This window comes from Pseudomonas sp. RW407, assembly GCF_003176655.1.
GTDB lineage: Bacteria > Pseudomonadota > Gammaproteobacteria > Pseudomonadales > Pseudomonadaceae > Pseudomonas > Pseudomonas delhiensis.
Window position 1 is genome coordinate 1,066,978 of sequence record NZ_QGSL01000088.1, and the last position, 21,654, is coordinate 1,088,631.

Annotated in this window: 12 protein-coding genes and 1 pseudogene; 4 read left to right on the top strand and 9 right to left on the bottom strand. The window is 65.2% G+C overall.

What is annotated here, in order from left to right; translation table 11 throughout:
• Positions 1–106: 106 nt before the first annotated feature.
• Together DK254_RS11370 and DK254_RS11375 are read right to left on the bottom strand one after the other, a co-directional pair.
• Positions 107–535, bottom strand: coding sequence for a molybdopterin-binding protein (locus DK254_RS11370; RefSeq protein WP_109933856.1), 429 nt, complete (start codon positions 533–535; stop codon positions 107–109).
• Between the two features lie 72 nt (positions 536–607).
• On the bottom strand, positions 608–805 hold the full coding sequence (locus DK254_RS11375) for a hypothetical protein (RefSeq protein WP_146219590.1): 198 nt from the start codon (positions 803–805) through the stop codon (positions 608–610).
• Positions 806–986: 181 nt separating this feature from the next.
• Between DK254_RS11375 and DK254_RS11380 the strand changes: the two genes are divergently transcribed.
• Together DK254_RS11380 and DK254_RS11385 are read left to right on the top strand one after the other, a co-directional pair.
• A complete protein-coding gene (locus tag DK254_RS11380) occupies positions 987–1,736 on the top strand; it encodes a trans-aconitate 2-methyltransferase (protein ID WP_109933858.1) in 750 nt (249 codons plus the stop codon).
• A 50-nt stretch (positions 1,737–1,786) separates the two neighbouring features.
• Positions 1,787–3,091 carry an MFS transporter gene (locus DK254_RS11385; RefSeq protein WP_218281416.1) on the top strand — a complete coding sequence of 435 codons (1,305 nt, stop codon included), beginning with the start codon at positions 1,787–1,789 and terminating at the stop codon, positions 3,089–3,091.
• Here the strand turns inward: DK254_RS11385 and DK254_RS11390 are convergent.
• The 7 genes and pseudogenes from DK254_RS11390 to DK254_RS35180 form a co-directional block, all read right to left on the bottom strand.
• Positions 3,088–3,882, bottom strand: a complete 795-nt coding sequence (locus DK254_RS11390; RefSeq protein WP_158546418.1) for a thioesterase II family protein — start codon at positions 3,880–3,882, stop codon at positions 3,088–3,090. The two genes, DK254_RS11385 and DK254_RS11390, sit on opposite strands and share 4 nt — an antisense overlap.
• On the bottom strand, positions 3,876–4,955 hold the full coding sequence (locus DK254_RS11395) for a Gfo/Idh/MocA family oxidoreductase (protein WP_089391363.1): 1,080 nt from the start codon (positions 4,953–4,955) through the stop codon (positions 3,876–3,878). The genes DK254_RS11390 and DK254_RS11395 overlap by 7 nt, the downstream gene beginning before the upstream one ends.
• Positions 4,952–6,058 (bottom strand): saccharopine dehydrogenase NADP-binding domain-containing protein, encoded by a 1,107-nt coding sequence (locus tag DK254_RS11400; protein ID WP_109933860.1) that lies wholly within the window; start codon positions 6,056–6,058, stop codon positions 4,952–4,954. The genes DK254_RS11395 and DK254_RS11400 overlap by 4 nt, the downstream gene beginning before the upstream one ends.
• On the bottom strand, positions 6,055–11,544 hold the full coding sequence (locus DK254_RS11405) for a non-ribosomal peptide synthetase (RefSeq protein WP_109933861.1): 5,490 nt from the start codon (positions 11,542–11,544) through the stop codon (positions 6,055–6,057). Before DK254_RS11405 ends, DK254_RS11400 begins: the two co-directional genes overlap by 4 nt.
• Complete coding sequence (locus tag DK254_RS11410; RefSeq protein WP_109933862.1) at positions 11,541–14,906, bottom strand: non-ribosomal peptide synthetase; 3,366 nt, start codon at positions 14,904–14,906, stop codon at positions 11,541–11,543. Before DK254_RS11410 ends, DK254_RS11405 begins: the two co-directional genes overlap by 4 nt.
• On the bottom strand, positions 14,903–16,243 hold the full coding sequence (locus DK254_RS35175) for a salicylate synthase (protein WP_256595856.1): 1,341 nt from the start codon (positions 16,241–16,243) through the stop codon (positions 14,903–14,905). Before DK254_RS35175 ends, DK254_RS11410 begins: the two co-directional genes overlap by 4 nt.
• A 54-nt stretch (positions 16,244–16,297) precedes the next feature.
• Positions 16,298–17,872: pseudogene (locus DK254_RS35180) on the bottom strand ((2,3-dihydroxybenzoyl)adenylate synthase); the annotation flags it as partial.
• Positions 17,873–18,238: 366 nt separating this feature from the next.
• Between DK254_RS35180 and DK254_RS11420 the strand changes: the two are divergent.
• Complete coding sequence (locus DK254_RS11420; protein WP_218281417.1) at positions 18,239–19,930, top strand: ABC transporter ATP-binding protein; 1,692 nt, start codon at positions 18,239–18,241, stop codon at positions 19,928–19,930.
• Entirely contained in the window at positions 19,914–21,653 is a 1,740-nt protein-coding gene (locus DK254_RS11425) for an ABC transporter ATP-binding protein (RefSeq protein ID WP_109933865.1), read from the top strand. Before DK254_RS11420 ends, DK254_RS11425 begins: the two co-directional genes overlap by 17 nt.
• Position 21,654: the final 1 nt, after the last annotated feature.

Below are 21,654 nucleotides of genomic sequence, written 5' to 3' on the forward strand. Positions count from 1 at the left end.
GCAGTTCGGAGGGGGCACTTTCTGTGCCGTGGGCGCAGCCGTTGGCCATGCCGGGTGCTGGAGGTGCTGAAGATGCGGAGCCCCGGGCGAGGCTCCGCTGGGAAGGTCAGGCCGGCACGCCGAGGATGACGTGGGACGCCTTGATCACCGCGGTGGCGCTGGCGCCAGGCACCAGGCCCAACTCCTGGACGGCATCGCGGGTGACGATGGAATAGACCTTGGCGCCGCCGGGCAACTCGAGCACCACCTCGGCGTTCACCGCGCCATCGGTGACGCTCAGCACCTTGCCGGCCAGGCAGTTGCGGGCGGACAGGCGGATGTCGCTGGCATCGGTCATCAGCATCACCCAGGGTGCCTTGACCAGGGCGATGGCATCGGCGCCGGGGGCCAGCTTCAGGTTGTTGGCGCTCTCGACGGTGACGACCGCCACCAGCGTCTCGCCGCCGGCGAGCTCTAGGATGACCTCGCTGTTCACCGCGCCAGGGCGCAGTTCGCGAACCTTGCCCTTGAAGACGTTGCGGGCACTGACTTTCATGGTGTTCTCCTGACAGATTAATCCTGCCAATCCTGGCGAAAACCGCTGTGCAGTTGCCACTACAGCGCCGTATCAGGTCTTTACGTTCGGCCCGGATTGCCGTTCGGTGTTGGTGCGTTTGTGGTTGGCCGCTTCGTAGGTGTCGGCGACGAATCTATCTGACACGAGCGGTAGCTCATGTCCTTCCTGCTCGAACAGCTCAACCTGCCAGAGCCCGGTGTTGCCCTTGAAAACCAGGTATCCGGCTGGGTCGGCCTGGGCGGCATTCATCGGAAGCCTGTCGGCCCTCGCCAAATGGCGATGGGGTGAATTCAGACGGAAATTCAGGCCAGGCCAACAATCTTTGTCGGAGAATGCATCCGCTCCCTGGCATAGGACGAGGGACGCTGATGATGCTTAAATGATAGTGAGACTTTTTATCATTTAAATTTCAGCACCCGGGAGGTTTCCCATGGCGTCTACCCAGTACTCCGATCCCTATGCATTGTCCGCAGAATTCTATGACGTGCTCAGCGAGCAGCAATGGTTGAAACGTCGAGACTCCATAAGCGCGGCATTGCAGGAGATCGATCCGCAGGGGCTGATTCTCGATGTCGGCGCTGGCACCGGGCCGTGCGTGCAAGTGATCGCCGATGCCTTGCCCCAGGCTCGGATTCTTGCGGTGGAACCCTCGGCGGCCATGCGAGCGGCGTTGCTTGGCCGGCTGATGCGCAGCGCCGATCTGCGTCAGCGGGTCACTGTGCTGGCAGGCACGCTAGAGCAGGTGACCTTGCCGCCACAACTGTCAGCGGCGGTGATCTGCGGCACTCTCGGCTACCTCGATGTACTCCAGCGCCAATGCCTATGGCAGCAATTGTCGGAGCGCCTGGATGAGCGCGGCATCGTGATTGTCGATGTGATGATGCTCGACACGCCGCAGCCGGTGCCGCTGATGCAGGTGGCCTGTGCCGAGATCGGCGAGCACCTCTACCGGGTCTTCCTGCAGGGTGAGCCGGCGGGTGGGGACCTGATGCACTGGACCCTCGACTACCAGGTGCTGGCCGGCAACAGCGTGGTGCGCCGTTTCAGCGCCAAGCATGACTGGCACACCTTTGGCCTGGAACAGGTTGCCCAGGAGGCTGGCGTAGCGGGTTTTGTCCTGGAGCCGCTGGGCGACGCGCTGATCCCGGCCGCGGTGCTGCGCCGCCGTCCACACAGCTAATTCCTATTCGGGGGATGCGCCGCTGGTTTCGGGTGGCGCCTTGAGGGGGCATGGACTTCCATGGCGCCTTTACAGCTTTGGTTTTGGGGGAGCACATGACGTCGGTTGCCGTAGAAGCGAAGCCCCTGCCGCGGGAGCAGGGGCGTGCATGGCAGGTTCTGCTGTTGGTGGGTGGGCTGTATCTGGCCCAAGGCTTACCCGTGGGGCTGGCCTTCCAGGCGTATCCGACCCTCTTGCGCAACATGGGTGCTTCGCTGGACCTGGTAGCGCTCACGCCCCTGGCCAGCTTGCCGTGGGTCGCCAAGCTGCTGTGGGCGTCGGCGGTGGAGAACCGCTGGAGTGAGCGCATCGGTCGCCGCCGTAGCTGGATCCTGCCGTTGCAGGCCGGCTCGGTAGCGACCCTGACGTTGATGGCGCTGGTACCGTTCGACGTAGCCAACATGGGGATGCTGTTGGGCCTGATCGCCTTGCTCTCGCTGCTTTGCGCCACCCAGGACATCGCTGTCGACGGCCTGGCCGCAGAGCGTTTGCCCAGCGCCAGCCTGGGCCGGGTGAATACCTTCCAGGTTGCCGGCTTCATGGGCGGCATGCTGCTTGGCGGGCCGGGCACCATGGTGCTGTTCGATCATTTCGATGCGTCTGCTGCCTTTCTTCTATTGGCTGCGGTGGCGCTGCTGTGTGGCCTGCCGGTGCTGTTCTGGCGCGAGCCGGCGCCGCTGGTGGCTCCGTCCAAGGCCAGCCTGCGCCGCTTTTTCAAGCGGCGCTTTTCCGGGCGACTCACGGCTCTGGTGATGCTGGTGACACTTGCAGGGGCGATCTTCTTCGGTCTGGCCAGGCTCATCCTGCTGGACATCGGCTGGTCGATGAGCGATGTCGGTGTGCTGGCCGGGGTTGGCCAATTGCTGGCGATCATCTTCGGCTGCGGTCTGGCCGGGTTGCTGCTGCGTCAGGTGTCGCGCTGGAACACTCTGCTCTGCGGCTTGCTCCTGGTGGGGGCTGCCGGGCTGTTATGGCTTGCACTGGTACTGCAACCAAGCCTCGCCGGCAGCGGCTATGTGGGGCTGGCGACATTGCTGGGTGGGTTGGGTATCGGTGTCACCAGCGTAGCGTCCTATACCCTGGCGATGCGTTTCGCCCAGCAAGGAGAGCAGCCCGGTACCGACTGCTCGGTGTTCCTGGGGCTGCAAACCCTTGGCGAAATCCTGGTGTCGTCACTGGCCATCGGCGTGGCTGGTTATTGGGGGTACGCCAGTGGTCTCGGCATTGGCCTGCTGGCGTTATGCGCGGCGCTGGCGGTGCTGCGGCAGGTTCGCAGCAGCACCGCCGGAGCCGGTCTGGACGATGGCCGAACCTAGGGCATTTCCAGGGACTCCGGGGAGTACTCTCCCAGGCATCGGCTGATGCATTGCGTCACTGCCTGACACTGTGGCGTCAGGTAGAAATGTCCGCCATGGAAGCCGTGCAGGCGTACGCCCTGGCTGCTCTCCAACGTCCAGGCCTGGGCATCACCTGGGTGCAGTTCCGGGTCATCCTGTCCGAACAGCACCTCGATCGGCAGGCTCAAGGGCGGCCGCCGTGGATCGGGGTGGTAGGTCTCGATCAAACGGTAGTCGTTGCGCAGGACCGGCAGCGCCAGGGTGAACAGCTCCGGGGATTCCCGCAACGCCGGCGAGGTGCCGCCTAGAGCCATGATCGCAGCCAGGAAGTCCTCGTCTGAGGCCTTGTGCAGCTTGCTGCTGTGATTGCGACTAGGTCCTTCGCGGCCGGACACCAGCAGGCGCAGTGGGAGTGGCAGCCCCTGGCGCTGTATGCTCAGGCACAGTTCGTGGGCCACTGCGGCGCCCATGCTGTGGCCGAACATTGCGTAAGGCCGGTCCAGCCAAGGCTGCAGAGCATTGCTGATGGCGCTGACCAGTGGCGTCATATGCTCGATTGGTGGCTCGTCGATGCGCTCTTCGCGCCCTGGTAGCTGGATGGCGACCAGTTCGATGCTTTCGGGCAACAGTTGTGCCCAGTTGGCGAAGAAGCGTGCACCGCCACCAGCGTGGGCCAGACAGAACAGGCGCAGGCGTGCTCGGGGCCGCTCTGTAAAACGGCGGAACCAGCGTTGCTGGTACTGCTGCAACTGTCTGATTTCGTTCAGCATGAGATGCTCTCCCGCGGCGGAGGCCATTGACCCAGGTCCAGCGGCAGCGGAGGCGCCGGGTTGATGATCTGGGGCGGGCCCAACTCGGCACCCAACTGCTGCCAGGCCTTGCAGCAACTCAGGTGGAATTGTGCCAGGGCTGGCTCGGCGGGCTTTTGCAGACTCAGGTGGAAACGCTCCAGGCTGCAGGCGATGCTGGCTGGCCACAGCTTGGCGAATACCTGGCGCAGAGTCGGTGGCTGCGGGTGGCCTATCAGGCTGCTGACGGCCAGGTCCAGGGCCGCCGAGTCACCATCCATTTCCAGCACGCCCTGGGGGTTGCGGTGGACATGGGCCCGCGGGCTCCACAGTACACTGCCATGTGTATCGGTCAGGCTCAGGGTACCGCCGCTGGTGCCCAGGGTGATGCGATGCAACACCTGGGTGTGGTTGTCTGGATCGGCCGGGTTTAGCTGGTTCTGCACGCGCAAGGCCAGGGGCACCCCGGCCAGGTTACCCGCTACGTTGAGGAAGGGGCCTGTGTCTTGGGGTTGCACGGTGAAGGCCCAGGGGCGCAGGCCGCCAAGGGCCTGGCCGAGTATTTCCACCAGCGGGAACAGCACGTGCACGCTGCAAGCGGCGTCGACATACAACGCCTCCCGCTGGCCCAGGACATGTCGCGCGGCATCGATGAAACAACGCACCGGCGCCAGGTCGCTGTAGAACGGATTGAGCCGGTACTGCAGATCCCTTTGCCGGGCTATGCGCAGGCATGCGGCGACCTCGTCGTGGTGCACCGGATGTTCCTGGATCACATGAACACCTCGCTCGAGCAGAGCCTTGGCCAGCTCGGTGCCCGGGCCGCCGACTACCGCCGAGCGTACCGCCACGCAGGCAAGATCGACTTCGGACGGCAGAGCCGCGACGCACTCGTACAAGGGGACCTGCCAACGCTTGGCGCAGGCGCGGGAGTGCTCGCTGCCCCGCCCGAGGATGCCTACCAGCCGGTAGTGTTGTGGCAGGCGGGCGATACCTTGCAGGTAGATGGCGCCAAAGGTGGTGCCGCAAACGATGACACGCAGAGGCTGGTTCATAGGGCTCCTTCTTCTTTGCCGGAATTACGGGCCTGTTGTCCGGGCAGTTCGACCAGGCTCAGGTCATTGCAGGCCTGCTGAAGGACGGCGTCGATGACGGTGGCGGGTTGCAGGGCCTGTGCCGCCCAATGGGCACCACTCCAGGCATCGTCTTCCAGCAGCCGTACGGTGGCGCATACCGCTACTGTGGCACTCAGGCTGTAGCTGTCGTGGCTGCGCAATACCGCCCGTTGGCAGTAGGGTTGCTGGCTGCGCCAACCCTCCAGCTCCACCACCAGGCGGTAGTACGGTGTGCGCCCTTGCAGCTCCAGGTCTGCCGCGCGAACCAGTTGCGCCACTGCCTGTTGCAGACTGTGCGGGTCATGCGATTGGCTCAGGCGCTGGCACAGACTGGCGATCAGCGTGGGCAACTCGGGGTTGGAAAACACGTTGCAGAAACTCGCTTCGCGCAGTTCCAGAGCTTGGGCCAGTTGCAGCAGTTCATTGGTCAGGTAGGACGAGCGGTGGGCCAGTTCGGGGAAGCCCGGTAGTTCCTCGGTGCCCGGGGGGAGTACCAGGGCCTGCACCTGGCCGTCGTACCAGTGGGTGTTGGGCGTACCGAAGCCGCCCAGCGCACTGAGCAGTACATCGGCGCCGCCAGCGCTGCTGCAAGGTTCGCGGCCGCCAGAGAGGATTCGCAGGTGGGTCGGGCGTTCCAGGCCCTGGTTGACCAGCCAGCGTGGCAGCAGGGCGGTGAGGCCGGGGAAGACACCGGCGCCGATGATCGAGGGCCTATCGGCTCCTTGCAGCGCCTCCAGCAAGGCGGCATTGCCGAAGGCATCGACATAGGCCGCGCCGGCCCGGTGGGCAGCACAGGCAACACGCTCACCGATCAGCCAGGAGGGGCCGGCGCAGTTGAGCACCACCTGGCAACCTTCGCAGAACGTCGCCAGTTGCGCGGCATCGAAAACATCCAGCGGATGTGTCTCCAGCGTTGCCGACTGGGCCTGTGGGCGTCGCTGTCCGCAGCGCAGGCGCAGCCCCGGTCGGTGGCGCAGCAGGGCCAGTGCTGCGCCACCGACGCTGCCGCCGGAGCCGACCAGGCCGATCAGTGGCGCGCTCATGACACCTCACCCATCAGCACCGGCAGCAACTGGTCAACATGGGGAGGCTGCATGCAACTCACGTGGTTGCCATTGATGTTCAGCAGGCGAATGTCGCCAAGAGCGAGGTCTCTCCAGAAGCCTCGCATGTTACCTTGCAGACCCGGCAGGAAATGCAGGCTCTGGTCGTCCAGCAGTACCTGCAGGTTGCCGGCGAAGGGGGCGGGCCGATACCCCGCTACGGCGTCGAGGCTATGGCGGAATACCCGGAACAGGCTGTGTGCCTGCACGGCCGACAGGGGGGCGGCCTGGGTCGGCACACAGCCGGCGAGGGTTGCCAGGCGCTGTTCGGCGGGACATTGTGCGAGGCGGCGATAACACTCGGCGACCGGGGCCCATTCGCCGTCCAGGTTTTGTAGGCAACCGGCCGGCAACCGCGGGCCGTGGCGCTTGACCAGATGCTCCAGGGCCCGGTGCAGTACGGCATCTTCTATCTCGTGGCCAGCGGCTTCGATGGTGGCGCCGAGCAGGCGGCCGAAGGCCCGTTCCAGCAGCAGTTCGTCGTCGATCTGGTAACGGAAGCGGTCGCTACTGATGACGCTCACCATACCTACCTCGGCCCCGGCTTCCAGCAACCCCCGGGCAGTCTCGATGGCCAGCAAGCCACCCATGCAGTAACCCACCAGCTCGAAGCGCTGAACTCCGTAATCGAGCAAGTAGCGGGCGTACTCGGCACCGAGCCATTCGATCAAACCTGCGGCAGGGCGCGCCAGGTAGTCGGCTTCCCCTGGCAGGCTCAGGCCGAGGATCGCGCCCTGGCGCGCTGGCTCATTGCGCAAGGCGCCGAGCAAGGCGCGGTAGGGCGCGAGGGTGCCGCTGCCATCGTGCACCAGCACATGCACGGTGTTGCAATCGATGCTTCGGGCCGGGGCCAGCACGTTCAGGGGCGAGTGCCGGCTGGCGGGCTCGTCGTCGCGCTCATCGGGGCTTTCCTGCAAGCGTGTGGCCAAGGCTTGCACTGTCGGTTCGCGCAGCACTTCACGCAATAGTCGATCCCACTCCCAGCACGCGCTTTCCGGAATCTGTTCACGCATCCTGGCGACGATCTGTGCCACCAGCAGTGAGTCGCCGCCGGCGGAGAAGAGGTCCTGGTCACGGGCGATGTCGTTGCAACCCAGGGCGGCGCTCCAGAGCGCGGCGATGCGCTGTTCCAGGTCCCCTCGGGGGGCTTCGCCGGGGACCATCTGGCGGCTGCCGTGGCCGGGCAGGCGAGCGCTCAGGCACGCACGGTCGATCTTGCCATTGGGCGACAACGGCATGCATTCCAACACTTCCAGGTAGCTGGGCAGCATGTAGCTCGGCAGGCATCGTTGCAGGTAATGCAGCAGGTCCTCGCGGTTCAGTTCGACCTGTTCGCATGGGAAGCGGACGATGAAGGTGGTTTGCCCGGCACAGTCCAGCGGGTCTTCGGCTACCGGCCACGCGGCGACCAGCTCAGCTCCGGTATCCTCGAACAGTTCCTGCCATTGATGACGGCTGATGAAGGTCTGGTCTTTGTCGGCGCGCAAGTCGGTGAAGTTGTCCAGGCCTTCCTTGAACTCCATGGAAGTCAGCAGCGAGAGAATCTCCCGGGTTGCTTCCATCACCAACAGGTGCCCGCCGGGTACAGCCAGTTCGCGCAGGTTGCGTAGCACCGTCGGGGCGTGGCGGGCATTGTGCAACACGTTGGCGCAGACGATCACGTCCCAGCTGCTGCCGTGCAGGCCCTGGCCGAGGGCGTCGGCGTTGATGTCGAACAGACCGAAGCGCACCCAAGGCCGGTCGGCGAACTGCTCCCGCGCTTCGTTGAGAAAGAAGGCCGAAACATCGGTGAACAGGTAGTCCACGGCGAAACCGTCCAGCGCCGGGATCAGCTCGCGACTGGTCCCGCCCACGCCGGCGCCGACTTCCAGGATCCGCAAGGGTCGTCCGCTGTGCGCCCGGGTACTGGCGATCTGGAGCACGCAGGCACAGATCACCTGGTTCATGCAGCGCATCAGCAGGTTGTCGTTATAAGCCGCCAGCGCCGTGTCCATGCGCCCCTGGGGGAACAGCAGGGCCAGCGGGTCGACCTCACCGCTGAGCAACTGTGGCAGGCGGTCGCTGGAGTCACGCAGGTAGCGCAGCAGCTCAGTGCCGTAGTGCAGGCGTGCTTCCAGTTCGCCCATGGCTTGCCAGCACTGGGCGCTCTGTCGCTCGTCCGGCGCATCGACGAGTCTATAGCTGGCCGTGGCCTTGTCCTCGATTAGCCAGCCTTCGCTGGCCAGTGTCTTGAGCCAGCGTCGCATCAGGCGTCTATGGGCCGGAGCAACGCGGCATTGCTGCTGTACATTTGCAATGCTGTGGCAGGCCCGTGGATCGACGAAAAGGCCGGCGCCACGTAGGGTCTTGAGGATATCCAGCAGGGCGATGTGGTTGGCCATGTCCACCCATTGTGCGAGCAGCGCCCGGTCGAGCCCGAGGGTGGCCCGTTCGCCACAATCCATGGCGCAAGCCGCCAGTTCGGTGTTCCAGCTGTCGTGCGTGGCGGTGGTCAGGCCCCGAGACGTAACGAAGGCGGCCAGGCGCCGCTCCTGGGCCTCGCCGGCCAGCACCACCACCGCTTGGGCCACGTCCGGATGCTCCTGTAGCAGGCTTTCGATCTCACTGAGTTCTATGCGGTGGCCACGCAGCTTGACCTGGGTATCTTCGCGGCCGAGGAACTCGATCAGGCCGTCGCTACGGTAACGGCCGAAGTCGCCGGTACGGTACAGGCGTTCGCCGCTATGGGGATGGTGAATAAAGCGTGCGGCCGTGCGTGCGGTATCGTTGAGGTACCCCTCGGCCAGGCCGGCGCCGCCGATGTACAGCTCGCCGGCTACGCCGTCCGGGCGCGTCTGCAACTCGCTGTCGAGCACATGGAAGCGCTGGTTGGCCAGTGGCGTGCCATAGGGAATGCTGCGCGTCCCTGGCGGTACCTGGTGGATCTCATGGCTGATCGACCAGATGGCCGCTTCGGTGGCGCCGCCCAGACTGATCAGGCGTAATGCCGGGCAATGGTGGCGGATCGCGGCGGGCAGGCCGACGCCGACCCAGTCGCCGGAAAGCATCGCCAGGCGCAGGCTGAGGGGTGTGGTGGCTGGTTCCGCGTCAAGGTAACTGCAGAGCATCTGCATTTGTGCCGGTACCGAGTTCCACAGGCTGACAGCGTGGCGGTTGATGAGGCTGGCCCAGTGCGCCGGGTCGTTGCGCTGCGCGGGAGATGGCAGCACCAGAGTCGCGCCGGCGAGGAAGGTGCCGAAAAGGTCGTAGACCGACAGGTCGAAGCCCAGGTTGGCCAGGCCCAGCAGGCGGTCGTTGGCGTCTACCGCAAAGCGCTGGTTGATGTCGGCCACGGTGTTGAAGGCGGCGCGGTGGCTCATCATCACGCCCTTGGGGCGGCCGGTGGTGCCCGAGGTGTAGATCACATAAGCCAGGTTGGCCGGGTCACAGAGGTGGTGTCGGGGCAGTTGGCGGAACGGCAGTGGGGACAGGCTGTCCACGGCGATCAGGGCCACGTTGCCAGGCCATGCGCGGCTTTCGCGCTGCCCGGCGTCGGTGAGCACCCAGCGAATTCGCGCATCATCGAGAATGGCATCACGTCGGGCATCCGGCTGGCCACTGTCCACTGGCACGTAGACCGCACCTGCCAACAGGGTGCCGAGTACCGCGGCAACCTGCTCAAGTCCTTTGTCGAGGATGATTGCCACCGGACTGCCCGGCTGGCAGCCGCTGTCGCGCAGACATTCAGCTACGGCATTGGCTCGTTCTGCCAACTGGTGGTAGCTGTAGTGGCCGCTGGCACAGATCAGTGCGCAGGCGTCTGGAATGGCGCGCAGGCTGTCGAGAAAGCCGTCGTGCAGGCAACGTACCGGCAAGTCTTGTTCGGTGGCATTGCTGGCCTGCCGGCGCTCGGCCATGGTCGCCGGCAGGGTTAGTGGCTGCGTCCGGTGCCAGGCGCCGGGCCCCTGGGCCAGCTCCAGCAGCAGACCGTGGAAGCTGCTGAACGCGGCCTCGATCAGGCCTTCGGCGAACAGGCCCTGGCGCACGTCCCAGTTGATCAGCAGGCTGCCATTGCGCTCGGACACCTGGCAGTCGAGCCACACCTGCGGGGTCTGGGTGATGCCGTAGCCCAGCCTGGCTCCGCGCAGGAAGTCGCCCTCGGCATGGCGGTTGTCGCCCACGCCCAGGGTGCTGGTGAACACTACTGGCAGCAGGCTGCGGGATTGCAGCCGGGCCCGCTCGCGCAGCACCTCTACGCCGGAAAACGCTTCGTGTTCCAGGTCTTGCCACAGGCGCTGCTGCAAGGCCTGGGCGCGCTGGTTGAAGTCACTGGCGCCGGGTGGCTCCACCGCCAGCACGTTGATTGCGGTGAAGTCGCCGACGATGCGCCCGATGTCCGGATGATACGGCGGACGTCTGAGCACCGTGACGCTGAGGCTGAAGTGCGGGCGCCGCGACCAGTGGCCAAGAGTTTCGGCGAACACCGCGAGCACTGCTGCCGAGGGCGTCAGACGCAATTCGGCGGCCTGTTGGCAGAAGCCTTGCCATTGCCGGGAGTCCAGGTACAAGGCATGACGATCGAAGCCTGTGCCTGGCTGCTGTTGTTCCAGTAGTGGCAGTTCGGGAGCGTCTGGCAGTGTCGGCAGGCGCTGCAGCCAGTAGTCGCGGTCGCGCTCGCGTCGAGCGCGGGCCGCCGGGGCGTCACGGGCCGTGCGTTCGGCCAGGAGGATGTCGCGGAAAGTCAGTTGCAGCTCCGGCAATGCTTGTTCGGGTTCGTGGTAAAGCTGGTCGAGCTCGCATAGCAGGCACTGGATGCTGACGAAGTCGGCGATCAGAAGATCGATGGACAGATGTACTCGGCTACCCTGGTCACGCTGGCTCAGGCGAAGTTCATAGAGGGGCCAGGTATCGGCGCAGTAGACGCGGTTGGCCAGTTCCGCACGGGTGGCCAGCAACGCCTGTTCTTCCTGCGAGGCGCTGCGCCCGCGTAGGTCGTTGCAAACCAATGGAGGCAGGCGCACCCGCTGCTGGACCTGCTGGAAGCCGGCTTGGGCGATGACTGCACGTAACATCGGATGACGCAGGATCAGGGTGTGCCAGGCTAGTTCCAGACGCTTCGGGTCCAGGTCTGGGCCATCCAGTTCTACGTAGCCGTGGCAGCCTACGCCTCCATAGTCATAGGCGTCGCTGCGTCCCACCAGGTAGGCTGCCTGCACGTCGGTCAGGATGAAGGGTTCGAACTGATGCCGGGGATCGGCCTGCACCTGGACTTCCTGCGGTGCGAGCAGGGCCAGTAGCCCGTTCTTGTGCTCGCGCAGGCGTTGCTTGAGGGTGTCGTCCATGACGCCGTTCGGCGCGCGGTATCGCAATTGGCCGTCCTTGGTCCAAAGCTGGATGCCCAGGGCTTCGCAGTCGGCCAGGAGAGCGGAGATGTTGAGGGTGTTCATAGGCTGCCTTCCTCGAAGTGCGTGGCGTGAGGATGCTGGGGGGCTTCACCAGGAGCGATCAGGTACGCGCACAGCTCGGCGATGCTGGGATGGGCGAAGAGTTCGCGCAGAGTGAGGGAGCGGTTGCCCGCTCTCTGACGTTTCACGGCTTCGATCAGGCGCGTGGCGCTGAGGCTGTCGCCGCCCAGGAGGAAGAAATCGATGTGTCGATCGACAACCGGGCGTTGCAGTATCTCGCTCCACAGCGCTGCCATTTCCTGCTCGGTGGTTCCCTGTGGGGCCTCACCGGTACTGTCGGTCTCTGCTCCGCGACAGGCCAGCAACTGCTGGCGCAGGGCCGCGCGGTCGGCTTTGCCGTTGATGCTCAAGGGCAGGCTGTCGAGGGTATGCAGGCTGGCAGGAATCATGTAGTCCGGCAGACTGTCGCGCAGCTGCTGGCACAGGTGGTCCGGCGCGACTTCCCGATGCAGCACTACCGCCACCGCCAGGCTGGGCGGATCACCCAGTACCACGGCCATGGCCTGGCGTACCTCGGGCAGGGCGAGCAGGGTGCTTTCTATTTCCCCCAGTTCGATGCGGTGGCCACGGACCTTGACTTGCTGGTCGCGGCGGCCGAGGAACTCCAGGCAACCGTCGGGCCAGTAACGACCCATGTCGCCAGTGCGGTACCAGCGCTGGCCCTCATGCTGGACGAAACGCTCGGTGCTGAGCTGTTCCGAACCGCGATAGCCGTCAGCGACGCCGACCCCGCCGATCCATAACTCGCCGGAGACCCAGTCCGGACAGTCGCGGCCCAGGCTGTCGACCACGCGGAAGCACTGGTTGGCCAGGGGCGTGCCGTAGGGGATCGAGGTCCAGTGTTCAGGCAAGGGCAGCGTCACGGGTTGCCAGTTCGACCAGATGGCGGCTTCGGTGGCGCCGCCCATGGCAATCAGTCGGCAGCCGCCGGCAGTGGCGGTGTGCAGGCGGGCCGGCAGGTCGAGGCCGATCCAGTCGCCGGACAGGTAGGCCAGGCGCAAGGGCAGGGTGCGCCCATCGCTTTCGGCCACTGTCAGCAGCATGTCCAGCAACAATGGCACCGAGTTCCACAAGGTCACTTGGTGTTGCTGGATCAGCCTGAGCCAGGCAGTGGCATCGCGGCGTTGCTGTTCATCCAGCAGTACCACAGAGCCACCTGCCGCCAACACGCCGAACAGGTCGTGGACCGACAGATCGAAATCCAGCGCCGAGACTGCCAGTACGCGGTCCTCGGGGCCGACGGCAAAGCGCTGGTTGAGGTCGTCCAGGGTATTGCAGGCGGCACGGTGGCTGACCTGCACGCCCTTGGGTTCACCGGTGGAGCCGGAGGTGAAGATCACATAGGCCGGGCTCTGCGGATCGACGTATACGGGAGCGGACAAGGGCACGTAATCGAGGGCTTGCTGCAGCAGTTCCATATCTATCAGGCTGCGAATGTTGGCACGTTGCGCTATGCGCTCGCGGCGGGCAGGTGGTTGGCCGGGACTGATCGGCACATAACAGGCGCCAGCGGCCAGTACGCCGAACAGGGCGATCACTGCGTCGCTGCCACGTGGCAGGCACACGCCCACTGCGTCACCGGGCTGTATTCCCTGTTCCAGCAGGTAACTGGCAATTCTCAGGGTACCGTCCCGCAAGGCGGTGTAGCTCAACCGGCGTTCACCATCGATCAGCGCCAGGCGTTCGCCAGCAATGGCGAAGGGCGCTTCCAGCAGGGTACGGACGGGGATCTTGGCCTGGGTGGCATTGACCCGTTGGCGCAGCGCCTGCTGCTCCTCAGGTAGATCCGGTAGCACTGGTGAATCCCAGGCTGCTGGCCCCTGCAGGTCATGCAAGAGGTCGATGTAGGTACCGAACATGGCGTCGAGCAGGCCTTCCGGAAACAGCGTGTCCTGGGCATCCCAGGCCAGCAGCAGGGTGCCGTCCTCTTCGTATACCTGATGGTCGAGCCAGACCTGCGGGGTCTGCGAGATCATGTAGTTCAGGCGACCCAGGACGTCGGCGTCCGCCGGGTCGAGCAGCGGCGTGCCGAGGTTGCAGGCGAACACCACGGGGGAAAAACTGCGCTGGCCATCATGGCGCTGAGCCAGGTCTCGTTGCACCTGGACGCCGGAATAGTCGGCATGGGCCATGTCTCGGTGGAACTGCGTCTGCAGGCGTTTCAGCTGTTCGGCGAAGGTGCCGGGCCTACGCAGGTCGACCTCCAGCAACAGCAGGTTGGTGAAGTCCGCTACCACCTGGTCCAGTGCTGGCTGGCCGCCCTGGCGATCGAACAGCGGCAGGTTGAGGAGAAAGTGCGGCACGCGGCTCCAGCGCCCCAGCACCTGGGCGAAGCATCCGGCCAGCAGCATGGCAGGGGTCACGCAGTGCCGTGCAGCCTGTTCGCGCAGGCGCGTCCAGACCTCGACCGACAGCCGTTGCTGGCGACGGGAGAAGCGTACCTGCTCGATCGACTCGGGAGGACGTGCGAGCGGCAGCTCCGGTCCCGCCGGCAACTGGTCCAGGCGTGCCTGCCAATAAAGGGCGGAACTGGCCGAAGGGGCTGGGCGTACGGCCAGGTAACGGGCGAAATACCAGTCCCGGCCGGCTTCCGGCAGTGCTTCGCCACGGTAGCGAGTAGCCAGATCTCGCAGGATCAGATGCAGGCTATGGACGTCGGCCACCAGCAGGTCGATGTCGAAATGCAGGCGACAGGCGCCCGTTGGCAACAGGCTCAGCTCCAGCCCGGCGACTTCGCCGCGCTCCACCGCCAGGCGCCGGTGCGACAAGCGTTCACGGGTCGCCACCAGGGCCTGCTGTACGGTGGCCTCGTCCAGCTGACGCAGGTCCTGCACGCGTAACCGGGACTGGCCCCGTTCCAACACCTGCTGCCTGCCTTCATCGTCGAAGCGGGCACGCAGCATACCGTGCCATTGCTGCACCTCTTGCCAGGCCGTTGCCAGGCACCGGGGTTGTAGAGTCGCACCGTCGAATTCCAGGTAGGCGTGGCAACCGACTCCGCCGAGTAGCTGTTCATCGCCGCGGCCTATCCAGTACGCGTGCTGTACATCGGTCAGGGCGAAGGGCGCCTGTGGGGTTGGTTCGTCACGAGGCAGAGGCAGGAGTGCTACAGGTATTCCGCTGGTTTTGGTTAGCAGCGGCAGCCAGTGCTCGAGGAACGGTTGTTCGATCAGTTCGGCAAAGGTGACCTGGGCACCAGCCTGGCGCCATTCGTTGACCAAACGCATTAGGTGTAGTGAGTCCAGGCCTCGTTCGATCAGGTTGGCGCTGTCGTCCAACAACTCGCCCTGGGGTAGCAAGGCACGAATCTGCTGGCGTAGCAGGGTAGCGTGCAGCGTGCTCATGGCTGCACCTCGGCTGTTTGCCGCACGGTTGCCAGCTGATGTTCGGCCAGGTGTACGTAGGGCGCGATGCTGGCGAGCTTCTCACGGGTTTCTTCCAGTTCGCGCTCCGGCAGCGAGAGGGAGACGATACCAGCGCCGGCCTGGACCCAGGCCTGGTCGCGATGCTGGAACGCTGTGCGCAGCACCAGCGCGGCGTCGAGCATGCCGTGGCTGTCGCAGATCATCACGCAGCCGCTGTAGAGGTCACGGGGGGCCCCCTCATGGGCCGCGATGGCCTGCAGGGCCTCACGTTTGGGAATGCCCGAGGCGGTGACCGCCGGGAACAGCGCGGCGAAGGCATGCCAGGCGTTGCAGCCGTCCCGGAGCTGGCCTCTGAGCCGCGAGCTCAGATGTTGCACGCTGCCACGCCGGGAAACTGCCATGAACTCGCTGACCCCCAGCTGTTGCGGCTCGCAGATCGCCTGCAGTTCCTCGAAAGCCAGCTTGACCGAAACCGCATGTTCAGCGATTTCCTTGGGGTCGCTGTACAGCTCGTCACGCAGTTGCGCTTCTTTCTCGACGCTGTCTCCCAGCGCGCGGGTGCCGGCCAGGGGCTGGGTGCCGACCAGGCCTTGGGCACTGACCTCGACCACGGTTTCCGGGCTGAAGCCAACGCAGGCGAAGTCGCCCTGGTGATGGATGAAGGAGCGGGCCGGGGTGTTGGCCTGGCGCCCGGCACGATAGCTGGCCACCAGATCCAGATTGCCTTTGAGTGGCACTTTGCGTGACAGGATGAGCTTCTGGTATCGGCCTTGCCGGATTTCCGCCACGGCGCTGGCCACCTGACCGCGATAAAGCGCGGCGTCGTGGGTTGCCACGTTCGGCTGGGCATGGCCGGTGCGGATGGGAGCAAGTGGCTTGGCATCCAGTTCCTGCAAGCGAGCTTTTGCGCTGGCCAGTGCCTCGGGCTGCAGGGCCCGGATCAGCGCCGTGCCGTCGCGCAGACGAATATCCACGGCCGGGATATCCAACCGAAGCGGCGGGCGGTTGCCATCCTGCACAGGCAGGCCATGGAGGCGCCGGGCCAGTTCGAAGCAGGCGGTACCGTAAGCTCGCCAGTCCTGGAAGGGCAGCTCCCCCAGGGCCTTGCCCAGGGCTTCGGGCAGGTCCTCGGCGGGCCATTGTCTGCGCTGCTCGGCGATGCTCAATTGCAGTTGGTTGCCAAGCAAGCGGATGCATGCCGCGCTGCCAATGCCTAGGGCCCATTCACCGTTGTGTTCGTAGAGGGTGAGGTCGTCGGGCAGGTAATGCTCGACCAGCGCTGCTGCCAATTCCTGAGGTTTTTCGCGGATGGGCACGCCGCACTCCAGATAGGCCGCGCGCGACGCGGCTTCATCCTGGAAACGTTGTTGCAGCTGGCGCTTGTCGATTTTGCCGATGCTGGTCAGCGGCCAGTTGTGTAGGGTTTCCAACTGGTCTGGCCATTTGTGGCGGGGTAGACCCAGGGCCTGGAAGTGCTGGTGCAGGTCAGTCAGTTCGAGAGTTTGGTCGTCTCGCACAATCACGCAGGCGCACAGTCGTTCACCCAGACGCTTATCGGCCAGGGCGATCACCGCGGCGTCCTGGATCTGGGGGTGTTCACGCAGCAATTGCTCTATTTCAGCAGCGGCGATTTTCTCGCCGGCACGGTTGATCTGTTCCTTGAGGCGGCCTTCGACCACCAGATTTCCATCCGGGGACCAGCGCGCCAGGTCGCCGGAGTGGTAGAAACCTTCGGCGTCGAACACCTGCTGGTTGTGCGCCTCGGCGCGGTAATAACCGCGAATGGTATAAGGGCCGCGCACGATCAGTTCACCGGTTTGACCGTCGTCTACCGGTTGCCCGTCGGCACTGATCAGACGCACTTCATCAGCTTCGCTAAGGGGGCGGCCTTGGGTATTGAGTACCACCTGCTGAGGATCGTCCAGGCGGGTGTAGCAGAGCAGGCCTTCGGCCATGCCGAACACCTGTTGCAGGGCGCAGCCCAATATCGGTGTGACCTGCGCCGCCAGTTCCGGCGGCAAGCGTGCGCCACCCACTTGCAACAGGCGCAGGCTGGACAGGTCGCTCTTGTCCCACTCCCGGGCCTGTAGCCACAGCTTGACCAGTGATGGTACCAACGCGGTGTGGGTAACGCCTTCGCGCGCGATCAGGCCAAAGGCTTCGTCGGCCCCCGGGGTAAGAGCGAACACCACCCTGCCGCCCATCGACAGGGTTCCGATCAGACCTGGACAGGCCAGTGGGAAGTTATGGGCGATGGGCAGGGCGGCCAGGTATACCGAGTCGCCAGCAAAGCCGCACAGGCGAGCCGATGCCTTGGCGTTATAGGCATAGTCGGCATGGCTGCGGGGAATCAGCTTCGGGGTGCCGGTGGTCCCGCCGGACAGCAGCAACAGGGCGGTGTCCAGGGGATCCACGACGGCTGGGCGGCGAATTTCTCCGTTCAACGCGCTCAGGGGGACCCCGGCATTGCTTGGCTTGCCGGCGATGATCAGGTGCCTCAGGCTCGCTTGCCTGCCCAGTTGCCGCTCGGCCATGGGCCGGTAGTCGTAGCCGAGAAAACGTTCGGCGACTATGTAGGCAGTCGGCTCGGCCAGCTCGCACAGGGCCTGGATCTCCCGTTCGCGGTGGGCCGGCATGGCCAGGATCGGCCAGGCGCCGAGGCGCAGCAGGGCGAAGAAACTGCTGGCGAAAGCGATGCCATTGGGCAGTTGCAGCAGTACCCGGTCACCGCATTGGATACCCAGGTCGGCCAGGCCACCGGCCAGGCAGCAGACTTGCTGTTCGAAGTCGAAATAGCTGAGCTGTTGTTCGCCTTCAACCAGGGCGATGCGCGGGCCGAATCGGTGGCTCCACTCCTGCAAGTGCTCATTCAGGCTCCGGGGTTCCCAATAGCCTTGTTGCACGAATTTCCGGGCCTGGGTGTCACGCCAGTGAAGAGTGGGCATGGGCTTGCTCCTTTTGCAGGGTCGCAGGAAACTCCAAAATTTGAGAATGATTATTGTTATGCTTTGTGGGGAGACTCCCCGAAACCGAACGCCTCAGCCCCGATCGGCATTTTTTGTCATGAGCTTATGCCCAAGCCGTCGACGCTCCCGGATGGCAGGGCGCAGGGCCATGGCGGGAGGGCAATAGTCCTCATCCGGGGTCTGTCAGAACCGATCAGGGCAGTCCCCTGGCCAGGGCGTAGCGGATGCTGTCGGCACTGTTGGCGAGTGGGGACGGTCATGGGGGGCGAGTTCAGCAGAGGGCAAAGGCCTACCAGGCGCTGGCTGTTGCGTGGGCAGGGTTGGCGCCTGGGCGGGGCGGTGGCGATGGCGGTGCTGGCTGCCGGCGTCGAGTTGCTGCCTTTCGTGCTGCTGGCCCAGGCGGTGAACCTGGTTCTGCAGGAACCGGCGCCAAGCGCCAGTCTGCTGCAACTGGCCGGCTGGATGGCCCTGTGCGTGCTGCTCAAGTACATGCTCTACACCTTCGCCTACTACCTCAGCCACGTGGCGGCCTATCGGGTACTGTTCAACACCCGCAGGGCCCTGGTACGGCATTTGTCATGGGCGCCCCTGCCTTGGCTCGGCCGCTTGTCCAGCGGCGAACTCAAGCGGCGGCTGATCCAGGACGTGGAGCGCATGGAGCAGTTCATCGCCCACCACAGCGTCGAGTGCGTGGCGGCATTGCTGAGCCCCTTGTGGGCGTTCGCGCTGCTGTGCGCCGTCGATTGGCGCCTGGCCCTCTGTGCCTTGCTTCCCGTACCCCTGGCGTTGTTCGCCCAGGGCTGGATGATGCGCGGCCTGGAGGGACGGCTGCGGGAGTACGCCGGCGCCGTGGACGATCTGGACGGCGCGACACTGGAATACCTGCGCAATGCACTGTTGATGAAAGCCTTCCGCCAGGACTCGCGCTCGTTCAAGCGTATGCGCGAAGCCCTGGATCGCTACCGGCGCCTGATCGGCCGCATGATCGCCCTGAGCGTGCCCGGCTGGTCGGCGTTCACGGTGCTGCTGGGGGCCAACGTGGCCATCCTCTTCCCTCTAGGCCTGTGGCTGTATGCGCGGGGTGAACTGGGGCTGTCCGACCTGGTACTGGTGCTGATCCTCGGTACTGGCATGCTCAGGCCATTGCTGCGGGTGGCGCGGTTCAACTCGCAGATTCAGGAAATCATCGGTGGCGTACGGCGCTTCGCCCCTCTGCTGCAGTGGCCGCAACCCGCAGAAGGAAACGAGCAGGTGCCACAGGGGGCGCTGGAGGTACGTTTCGAGGCGGTGTGTTTCAGCTATGACGGGCGGCCGGTGCTCCGCGATATCGACCTGTGCCTGCCTGCCGGGCAGATGACTGCGTTGGTCGGTCCGTCGGGGAGCGGCAAAAGTACCCTGGCCTGGCTGCTCGGCGGCCTTCTTGACGCCGATTCCGGACGGGTGAGCATCGGCGGCAGGCCCCTGGCCGCGATGAGTGACGCGACGCGGGCGGTGACGGTCGGCGTGGTTTCCCAGGAGGCTTTCGTATTTCGGGGCTCCGTGCTGGACAACCTGTTGATCGGCCGCCCCGACGCCAGCGAGGAACAGCTGTTCACCGCCTTGCGCGTGGCACAGGCCGAAGACTTCGTGCGTGCCTTGCCCCAGGGCCTGCATACGCCGCTGGACGAGCGGGGCGTGCGCTTGTCCGGTGGCGAACGGCAACGCATCGGGCTGGCCCGGGCGTTGTTGGCCGAGACGCCGGTCCTGGTGCTGGACGAAGCCACGGCCTTCGCCGATAGCCGTACCGAGCAGCGCTTTTATCGCGATCTGCGCCAGGCCTGGCCGGAGCAGACCGTGCTGGTGATTGCCCATCGTCTGGGCAGCGTCCGCGATGCCGAGCAGATCGTGGTGCTGGAACGCGGCGTACTGGCCGACCGGGGGCAGCATCCGCAATTGCTGGAGCGCAGCCCCCTGTATGCGCAGCAATGGCGGCGCCAGTTCGAGACCGAGCAGTGGTCCATCCGCAACAGGAGCCCGCAGCATGCGGTGGCTGACTGAAGGGCTGCGTCAGGTGATGGCTACGGCGAATACGCGGGCGCCGCGCCTGTGGCAGGGGTTGGCCCTGCGGGTGCTGGAGCGGGCCTGCGCCATGGCGCCGTTCTTTCTCGGCTTTTTCTGGCTGGGTGATCCCGCGTCGGGCAACCAGGGCCTGGCACAGTCTGCGTCGCCGGGTTGGCTGGCAGTGGGGCTGCTGGCATTGCTGATGGTACAGCTGCTGTGTTCGCACTTCGGCCAGCTCAATACATTTCTCGGCGGCTATCAACTGATGCACGGCTATCGCCGGAGCTTGCTGGACCATGTCGGGCGGCTGCCCCTGGGGGCATTGCGGCGTGAGCGGATCGGCCAGCTGGGGGAGCGCTTGACCGAGGACGTCAAGCGCATCGAAAGCATTTTCACCCACGTCCTGGCCGAGCTGCTGGCGGCCTTGAGCGTGCCCCTGATGTTCATGCTGGTGCTGGTATGGGTCGACTGGCGCTTGACCCTGGCGCTGCTGGTGACCTTGCCCCTGGCGTTCGCCATGCTCAACCTGTTGAACGGCTTCTTCCTCGCGGTGGGGCGGCGTAAGCAGCAAGGCTTTCTCGAAGCGGCGGGGTTGCTGGTGGAGTTCATCGGCGGTCTGCGTACCTTGCGTCTGTTCGATCGTACAGAGCCCTGGCGTACCCGGCTGGACTGCCAGTTCCGCGCCATCGAGCGTCACAGCCTGGGGGTGGAAGCCTGGGCCGGCAGTGCGATTCAGCTGTATCGCATCTGCATCGATATGAGCCTGGCGCTCATGCTGGCCGTTGCGGCCTGGTTGGCGGCGACGTCGCAGCTGTCGGCCCTGAGCTGGATGCTGTTCGCCCTGGTGGCCAACCGGTTGCTCGATCCCTTGCTGGATGCCGCGGCCTACCTGAGTGAGTTGCGCGGCCTGGCCCAGGCGCAAACCCGTCTGCAGGAACTGATGCAATTGCCCGAGGTGCAGGAACCTCTGGCGCCGGCCTCGCTGCATGGCCATCGGGTCGTCTTCAGAAATGTCGGCCTGCGCTATCCGGGTCAAGCGCAATGGGCGCTGCAGGGGGTGGAGTTCGTCGTCGAGGAAGGGCAGATGGTGGCGATCGTCGGTCCCTCCGGTGCCGGCAAGAGCAGCCTGCTGCACTTGTTGGCGCGTTTTCATGACACGCAGCAGGGGAGCATCGAACTGGGAGGCGTCGACCTGCGGCAGATGCGCCTGGAGCAGCTCTACCGGCAGTCGAGTTTCGTCTTTCAGGATGTGCAGCTGTTCGACGGCAGCGTGCTGGACAACCTGTGTCTGGCGAAGCCCGAGGCCAGCCTGGAGGAGGTGGTCGAGGTGTGTCGCCAGACCTGCTGCGATGAGTTCATTCGCAGCCTGCCCGAGGGCTATGACACACGGATCGGCGAGAATGGCCAGCGCCTGTCCGGCGGTGAGCGTCAGCGCCTGTCGATTGCCCGGGCGCTGCTCAAGGATGCGCCGATACTGTTGCTCGACGAGGCTACCGCCTCGGTGGACCCACTGGCGCAGTACGAGATCCAGCGAGGGCTCTCGCAGTTGGCCCAGGGGCGCACGCTGATCGTGGTTGCCCACCGTCTGGGCACGGTATGCCATGCCGACCTGATTCTGGTGTTGGAAGGAGGGCGTATCGTCGAGCGCGGTCGCCACGAACAACTACTGGCCGAGAATGGCCTGTATGCCGAACTGTGGCGCCGCCAGCAGGCAGGTTGAG

Bases quoted from the DNA above. Each gene is read 5' to 3' on its own strand.
- DK254_RS11390 (WP_158546418.1), bottom strand. From the start codon at position 3,882: ATGCTGAACGAAATCAGACAGTTGCAGCAGTACCAGCAACGCTGGTTC.
- DK254_RS11405 (WP_109933861.1), bottom strand. From the start codon at position 11,544: ATGAACACCCTCAACATCTCCGCTCTCCTGGCCGACTGCGAAGCCCTG.
- DK254_RS11395 (WP_089391363.1), bottom strand. From the start codon at position 4,955: ATGAACCAGCCTCTGCGTGTCATCGTTTGCGGCACCACCTTTGGCGCC.
- DK254_RS11400 (WP_109933860.1), bottom strand. From the start codon at position 6,058: ATGAGCGCGCCACTGATCGGCCTGGTCGGCTCCGGCGGCAGCGTCGGT.
- DK254_RS11425 (WP_109933865.1), top strand. From the start codon at position 19,914: ATGCGGTGGCTGACTGAAGGGCTGCGTCAGGTGATGGCTACGGCGAAT.
- DK254_RS11410 (WP_109933862.1), bottom strand. From the start codon at position 14,906: ATGAGCACGCTGCACGCTACCCTGCTACGCCAGCAGATTCGTGCCTTG.
- DK254_RS11380 (WP_109933858.1), top strand. From the start codon at position 987: ATGGCGTCTACCCAGTACTCCGATCCCTATGCATTGTCCGCAGAATTC.
- DK254_RS11370 (WP_109933856.1), bottom strand. From the start codon at position 535: ATGAAAGTCAGTGCCCGCAACGTCTTCAAGGGCAAGGTTCGCGAACTG.
- DK254_RS11385 (WP_218281416.1), top strand. From the start codon at position 1,787: ATGGACTTCCATGGCGCCTTTACAGCTTTGGTTTTGGGGGAGCACATG.
- DK254_RS11375 (WP_146219590.1), bottom strand. From the start codon at position 805: ATGAATGCCGCCCAGGCCGACCCAGCCGGATACCTGGTTTTCAAGGGC.
- DK254_RS11420 (WP_218281417.1), top strand. From the start codon at position 18,239: ATGGCGGTGCTGGCTGCCGGCGTCGAGTTGCTGCCTTTCGTGCTGCTG.